A 6,803-nucleotide genomic window follows, 5' to 3' on the forward strand; every position below is an offset into this window, starting at 1 on the left:
GAAGGAGGAGAAAGGCTATGACGAACAAAACGATACATAAGGTTGCAGTTATTGGATCAGGTTCCATGGGTCATCAAATTGCTATGCTTAGTGCACTCGGAGGGTTTGAAACACATCTGCAGGATATTCAGGAAAGCGCCTTGGACAAAGCGAAAGAGCAGTTGGAAGGACACATGGCAAAGTGGGTCACTAAAGATAAAATTACCGAAGAAAAGAAAAATGCTGCTTTTGCCAGTCTTCATACGACTACAAGCCTGGAAGCGGCTGTAAAGGATGCTGACTTAGTAATTGAAGCAGTCGTTGAAAAACTGGACGTAAAACGAGAAGTATTTTCCGAACTGGAAAAGCTTGCACCGCAGAAAGCTATACTGGCAACAAATAGCTCAACAATAGTCAATTCCAAGCTTGCTGAGGTTACAACAAGGCCTGATAAAGTATTGAATATGCATTTCTTCTTCCCGCCACTTGTAATGGATTGTGTGGAAGTGGTTAAAAGTGATCAAACGTCTGACGAAACTGCACAAACAGCAATGAATTTTTGCGAGCAGATTGGCCGGACCGGAGTGCTATTGGAAAAAGAAATCTATGGTTTTATCGCAAATCGTCTGCTATTTGCCATATCTAAAGAAGCACTTTACTTGTACGAGGAAGGCTATGCGGACTTTGAAGCAATTGATTTAATAACCAAAAAGGCTTTAAAACATCCGATTGGGCCTTTCGAATTGATGGATCTGTCTGGAATTGATGTTGGATATTACGCAAACCTCCAGCTTTATCAGGAAACAGGAGATCCAAAAGACAAACCGGCAAAATCAGTAGAGGAAAAAGTGAAAGCAGGTAACCTTGGCAGGAAAACAGGTAAGGGCTGGTATGACTATACGAAAGGGGAGAAATAAAATGGGACAACTCGTTTCCTTTAAAAAAGAAAATGGTATCGCGGTCATAACGATTGATAATCCGCCATTAAATGTAATGGGACAACAGGTACAACAAGAATTAAAAGAGATTACAGAAAAGGTGGAGGCTGATCCGGAAGTGGTATGTGTTGTGCTCACTACTGCTGGAACGAAAGCATTCATGGCTGGAGCGGATATAAAGGAATTTCCAAACATGATCGGAAATCCTGATATGCGTTCAGGTGTGATGGAAATGCATAACATGTTAAATAATCTGGACAACTTGCCAAAGCCAACAATTGCGGTACTTGACGGACTTACCTTTGGCGGTGGCTGTGAACTTGCCTTAACGTTTGATATTCGTATTGCCGAGGAGCATACGACAATAGGTCTTCCGGAAGTAAAGCTTGGCTTATTCCCGGGTGGCGGTGGAACCCAAAGACTGCCCCGACTTGTTGGAGAAGCAAAAGCCAAAGAGCTTATGTTTACAGGCGAACCGATTACGGCAGACGCTGCAGAGAAAATAGGATTAGTGAATCATGTTGTTCCAACTGGTGATGGGTTGAATAAGGCTATGAAACTAGCTAATCAAATTGCTGATAAGTCACTCCAGTCACTATCAAGGATTAAACAAGCTGTCGACGAAGGTTTAGACATGACCTTAGAGGATGGCATTGAACGGGAGGCAACTCTCTTTACGGATGTCTTTCAAACCGATGATGTTAAAGAAGGTGTACAGGCATTTATTGAAAAAAGAAAAGCGAACTTTAAGCATCAATAGGGAGGGTGAATAATTTGGCAACTATTAAAACCGGAAATTATGGTGGTTCTTATTTAGTTAATCAGATAGAAGCGAATGAAGCGTTTTTCCCGGAAGATTTAACAGACGAACATAAGATGATTGAAAAGACAGCACAGCAATTTGCCATGAAAGAAGTTGAACCGCGTCACCAAGAGATTGAAGCACAGCAGTTTAATGTTGTCGTTGACTTGATGAAGAAGGCGGGGGATCTTGGACTGCTTGCCCACAGCATCCCAGAAGAATTTGGCGGCTTAGGACTAGATAAGATTAGCAAAGGTATTGTCGGGGAGCAGATTGGACGGACTGGAAGCTATGGCGTAGCACACTCCAATCATACCTGTATTGCAACATTGCCAATCACCTATTACGGGACAACCGAGCAGAAAGAAAAGTATCTTCCTAAACTGGCAAGTGGAGAATATATTGGTGCTTACTGTCTAACAGAGCCTGAAGCAGGGTCTGATGCGATGTCAGGGAAGACAACTGCAGTCCTGAACGAAGCAAAAACACATTATCTCTTAAATGGCACGAAAATATATATTACCAACTCCTCTTTTTCGGATACATTTATTGTTTATGCAAAAGTGGATGGGGAAAAGTTCACTACTTTTATCGTGGAAAAAGACTTTCCGGGATTAAAGCTTGGGCCCGAGGAGAAAAAGATGGGAATTAAAGGCTCATCAACAAGGTCCGTAATTTTAGAGGATTGTGAAGTACCTGTTGAAAACCTGCTTGGAGAAATTGGCAGGGGACACATCATTGCGTTTACTGTCTTAAATCTTGGACGGTTTAATCTTGGATCAGCCTGTGTCGGCGCTTCAAAGTATGCATTAAAAGAAACGGTAACCCATATTAAGGAGCGGAAGCAATTCAAGCAAGCACTTGCTGACTTTGGAGCTTCTAAGGAAAAAATAGCAAAAATGGCAGCGCGAATTTATGCGTCCGAATCAATGCAATACAGAACGTCTGCATTATTGGAGCAAGCAATGAAAGGACTTGACCAGGAAGCGGATAAACGAGTTGTCGCGGCTGGTTTATCAGAATATGCGCTGGAATGTGCAGTGTGTAAAGTATATGGCTCGGAGACCTTGGATTACCTGGCTGATGAAGGCCTTCAGCTACACGGCGGAGCAGGGTTTATCAATGAATACCGGATTGAACAGATATACAGGGATTCCAGAATCAATCGTATATTTGAAGGAACGAATGAAGTAAATCGCTTACTCTTAACCGGACAGTTTTTGAAAAAATCACTGAAAGGAGAACTTCCTTACGAGCAAGCGGTAACGAAGGCATTTCAACGGTTAAAAGAGGAGCACACTGACCAGGATAAACAAGGAAAGCTAATTGAGGATTTACGAGCGATGTATCTTGTACTAGTAGAGCTTGCCCGTAAGAAGTTTGGCGAACAGCTGGAAACACAGCAAGAAGTCCTCATGAAGCTATCAGACGTGGCTATCCACTTGTATGCATCCGAGTCCGCAGTGCTGCGTACCAAGAAAGAGATCGCTTCAAAAGGAGAAGCGCCGCTAAAGGAAATGCTGATGGAAACATCACTTGAAGAGGCATTTAATCAGGTGCTAGTCATCGTAAGACAGCTTGATCAGGAGCTTTTCGAAAATAATGATGCAATCAGAAAGCAGGTTTATTCCATGCTCATGAGTCATTCTTTCTCAGGCTCAATCGATCGAAACAGAAGTATTGCAGCGAAGATATATGAGAACGACGGGTATAGCCTTTGATCTTTTGATAAATAAGTGGTTCAGTCAGGGGAGACAAACCCTTGATTGAACTGCTTTTTTAATCGTTGTTTCGGGGTTGGTTGATATCTCATATTTTGAGTTGATATCCTGATTTGTCGGTTGATATATTGCATTTTGAGTTGATATCTAGTATTTCGAGTTGATATCGCGTGTTTACGGTTGATTTCCTGTATTTCAAGTCGATATACCTCAATTGCGGTTGATAAACAGAAGGAGCATTTTCCAAATAGGAATCTGCTCTTTTTTATTTATCAAATTTACCTTTTGTAAGCAATTGGTAGTAACATGGAAATAGAATTTATTATTTCAGAAATCTTACCTGAAACTATTTCACCACTTTTTGTATCTAATGATTAGATCCAGGAAAGGAGGCTACAATGAACGTTGTCAGCGAATTTAAAAAGGCTAAAAAAGGAAATAATCGAGCGTTTGAACGATTGATCGTTGAACATAAGACTCTGATGTTTCGCGCAGCAATGTCGGTTTTACATAATGAAGAAGATAGTGCCGATGCGATTCAGGAAGCAATTTTAAAGGCGTATCGTTCACTTCATTCCTTACGAGAACCAGGTTTCTTTAAAACGTGGCTGTTACGAATTGTGATGAATGAGTCATATCAAATCATACGTAAAAACAAAAAAGTTACAACACTAAAGGACTGGAACCAACCGCCCATCACCGAACAAGGCTATCTACAAGTGGAAATCGACCAAATGCTTCGTCTATTACCAGAAGATCAAGCACAGCTGTTAACGATGTTTTATATTGAGGGAATGACAAGTAATGATTTAGCACAGATTCTTAAAATTCCCGAAAATACTGTGAAGACAAGGATTAAGCGCGCGAAGGAAAAAATCAGAAACCTTTATGAGGAGAAGGAGGCTACCAAATGGAAAAATGGGAAAAATCTATGAAGGAATTTAGTAACCCTGAGACTCCACAGTCAGTAGAAGATAGATTGATGACAACATTTGAGAAATTACCAAAGAAGCGAAAGCGTCCAAAAATGGTCTATGGATTGATTGCGGCAGTATTGGGCTTTTCACTCATATCAGGGGCTACTTTTATATCGCCTGCACTAGCCAGCACATTAAAGTCGATGCCGTTTATGGATTCATTGTTTGAACTGTTTGGGGACGAAGGTGTTCAACATGCTGATAAAGAAGGATTGGGTACGGAAATTTATGAGGTATTTGAATATGACGATAAAAGGGCTACCTTTACCAATTACATCTATGATGGCAATCGCTTTGCACTTGAATTTAAATTGGATCCTTATGACAGTATTTTACCCGAAGAAAAACGGCCATATAACGCCTTCCCTCATGCCTTTTATATTAATGATACCTTTCTAAATGTCCCAAGTATGAAAATACGTTCAGTCAAAATGGCGGATGGAAGCTATACTGGTGTTATGACGTTTTCGCCTAGTATTGACTTACCTGAGGAGTTCACTTTTGGTATGAAGGGTTTTCCAAAGAGTGATGATTGGTTTGGGCAAATAAATATTAAGCATAATACCAAAAATAGGGAAACTGTTCTTGATAAAGTGAAAAAATATGGGGACATTGAAATTACTTACCAAGCGTTATCTTTGACTCCTTTGTCAACTGCACTGATGCTGGATTTTGAAAATAAATCAAAGATGGACGATAAGTTGTTTGATCACAATAAAAACATTAAATTTTTTGTCTTAGATGATGAAGGTAATATTATAGATCAATTAGATATCAGCAGCCATGGTGCTGATAACGCTGAAATGAATTTTGACTATAAAGGAATTTTGGAGCCATTGGATAAAACGCCTAGTTCAATTACGATTAAACCATATTTAACAAGAATGAATGATACTGATTTTGAGGCTAAGGAGTATCAAACAAATTGGAAGGATGCCCCTGCAACTATTGTGACGACTGATGACTGGAAATTGGAGGTCAGTAATGTTCAAAGAAATAAAAACGATTTACAATTGACGTTTAAAGCACTGGGGGATGTTCCCTACCGTAATCTTGCGGTGAAATTTGTAGACGATAAAGGTAAAGACTACTGGAGTGAACCGGTCTATGAAAGGATTACAAATAATAAATATGAGTTTCAGTTAGTGTTTAAAGATGTTCCCCAAGATAAGAATTTGGATATTTTCACGAAAATTTATGGAAAACCGCAATTTGTAGAAGAGCTGGAAATTGAGATTCCTGTGAAAGAACAGTAAAAGGCTCCTGTAAAAAAGGTAACGGATTCAGTTTTTAAGATGAAAATACAAAATGCATAAAGTAAGTTAGGAGGGAGGTGGAAACCTTGATTTGGATATACTTTTTAGTAGCACCAGTAGCCCTCATCGTACTAATCGCCTTTATATTCGACAAAAAAAATAACGTTAAAGAGGTACGAAAAGTAGACGAAAGAAGAATGGACAGAATTTGGGCAATTGCGGATAAAAGCAACCTTTCTTAGTTTGTATAATCGGGCGCGTTAATCGCTTAGGACGCATCCTCCAGAAACGGGCTAATTAGGAATTGCGCTAATATTGCTTATAAGGACGTATAGCTGAACCAACTTTTCCCGACTAAAATTTAATCATTTCTTCTTAACCTAACCGTGTTATAATATAGAAAAGAAATCGGGGTGATTTTAATGGAAGAAACTTTAAAGCAAATACTCAGCGAAATTCAAACGGTCAATCAAAGAATGGATGGTTTTGAAAAACGCTTTGATAACTTAGATAAAGATATGAATGATCTTAAAGATGGACAAGAACAGCTGAAAGACAGCACAATTAATCGTGTTGGTCCATATATCGAAGAAGTTGCTAAACACATCGATGAAAGATTTGATGAAGTAAAAGAAATTTCAGAAGACCAACAAAGAGTCATTGATACTTTAGCAGTTCGTTCCGTTAAAAATGAGAGTGAAATAAAAGACTTTAGACGCATACTAAAAAACCAATAAGGAGTGATTATACTCCTTTTTTCTTCGTCTCCAAATAATCTTCCTCATAGATCCCTCCAAAAAATGACAAATTATAATTACACAGTACAATCAACTGTTCATTATTATAAACTTTTATTCAATTATCGGAATCGATTGTGGAATAAGTAGTAATAATTTTAACATTGAAAAAGAGGCTGGGACATAACTAGAATTTCTACCTTAAAGACGAATAATAACAGGATAAGTTGTTTGGAACGTTCATTTTCAATGGCTAAATCTAATACGTAATTGATATAAACCTCGACATAGTGAAGATATTTTATTATTCTAATGATAGTTGAGTGCTTAAATTCGTTCCGGCAGAATACTTCGCTTTCCATGGGCACGACCTCAGCCTCCTTGCCCCGGCAA

The 6,803-nt window shown here is 39.1% G+C and carries 8 protein-coding genes; 7 read left to right on the forward strand and 1 reads right to left on the reverse strand.

What is annotated here, in order from left to right; genetic code table 11:
* Window positions 1-17 precede the first annotated feature (17 nt).
* From ACE1TG_RS12770 to ACE1TG_RS12800, 7 genes are all read left to right on the forward strand, one after another.
* On the forward strand, window positions 18-896 hold the full coding sequence (locus ACE1TG_RS12770) for a 3-hydroxyacyl-CoA dehydrogenase family protein (RefSeq protein WP_375052772.1): 879 nt from the start codon (window positions 18-20) through the stop codon (window positions 894-896).
* 1 nt (window position 897) lies between these two features.
* On the forward strand, window positions 898-1,677 hold the full coding sequence (locus ACE1TG_RS12775) for an enoyl-CoA hydratase (protein ID WP_375052773.1): 780 nt from the start codon (window positions 898-900) through the stop codon (window positions 1,675-1,677).
* Between the two features lie 14 nt (window positions 1,678-1,691).
* Window positions 1,692-3,440: an acyl-CoA dehydrogenase family protein gene (locus ACE1TG_RS12780; RefSeq protein ID WP_375052774.1), complete on the forward strand. Its 1,749-nt coding sequence runs from the start codon at window positions 1,692-1,694 to the stop codon at window positions 3,438-3,440.
* Window positions 3,441-3,838: 398 nt separating this feature from the next.
* Window positions 3,839-4,375 carry an RNA polymerase sigma factor gene (locus ACE1TG_RS12785; RefSeq protein ID WP_375052775.1) on the forward strand — a complete coding sequence of 179 codons (537 nt, stop codon included), beginning with the start codon at window positions 3,839-3,841 and terminating at the stop codon, window positions 4,373-4,375.
* Window positions 4,351-5,673, forward strand: a complete 1,323-nt coding sequence (locus ACE1TG_RS12790) for a DUF4179 domain-containing protein (protein ID WP_375052776.1) — start codon at window positions 4,351-4,353, stop codon at window positions 5,671-5,673. Before ACE1TG_RS12785 ends, ACE1TG_RS12790 begins: the two co-directional genes overlap by 25 nt.
* 86 nt (window positions 5,674-5,759) lie before the next feature.
* Complete coding sequence (locus ACE1TG_RS12795) at window positions 5,760-5,915, forward strand: hypothetical protein (RefSeq protein WP_375052777.1); 156 nt, start codon at window positions 5,760-5,762, stop codon at window positions 5,913-5,915.
* 180 nt (window positions 5,916-6,095) lie between these two features.
* Window positions 6,096-6,410, forward strand: coding sequence for a hypothetical protein (locus ACE1TG_RS12800; protein ID WP_375052778.1), 315 nt, complete (start codon window positions 6,096-6,098; stop codon window positions 6,408-6,410).
* A 158-nt stretch (window positions 6,411-6,568) separates the two neighbouring features.
* Here the strand turns inward: ACE1TG_RS12800 and ACE1TG_RS12805 are convergent.
* Window positions 6,569-6,803 (reverse strand): hypothetical protein (locus ACE1TG_RS12805; RefSeq protein ID WP_375052779.1); only part of this gene is annotated, 235 nt, incomplete at its 5' end.

The sequence above is a fragment of the Virgibacillus sp. JSM 102003 genome (assembly GCF_041949995.1).
Lineage (GTDB): Bacteria > Bacillota > Bacilli > Bacillales > Amphibacillaceae > Lentibacillus.

Bases quoted from the DNA above. Each gene is read 5' to 3' on its own strand.
- ACE1TG_RS12770 (WP_375052772.1), top strand. From the start codon at position 18: ATGACGAACAAAACGATACATAAGGTTGCAGTTATTGGATCAGGTTCC.
- ACE1TG_RS12775 (WP_375052773.1), top strand. From the start codon at position 898: ATGGGACAACTCGTTTCCTTTAAAAAAGAAAATGGTATCGCGGTCATA.
- ACE1TG_RS12785 (WP_375052775.1), top strand. From the start codon at position 3,839: ATGAACGTTGTCAGCGAATTTAAAAAGGCTAAAAAAGGAAATAATCGA.
- ACE1TG_RS12790 (WP_375052776.1), top strand. From the start codon at position 4,351: ATGGAAAAATGGGAAAAATCTATGAAGGAATTTAGTAACCCTGAGACT.
- ACE1TG_RS12800 (WP_375052778.1), top strand. From the start codon at position 6,096: ATGGAAGAAACTTTAAAGCAAATACTCAGCGAAATTCAAACGGTCAAT.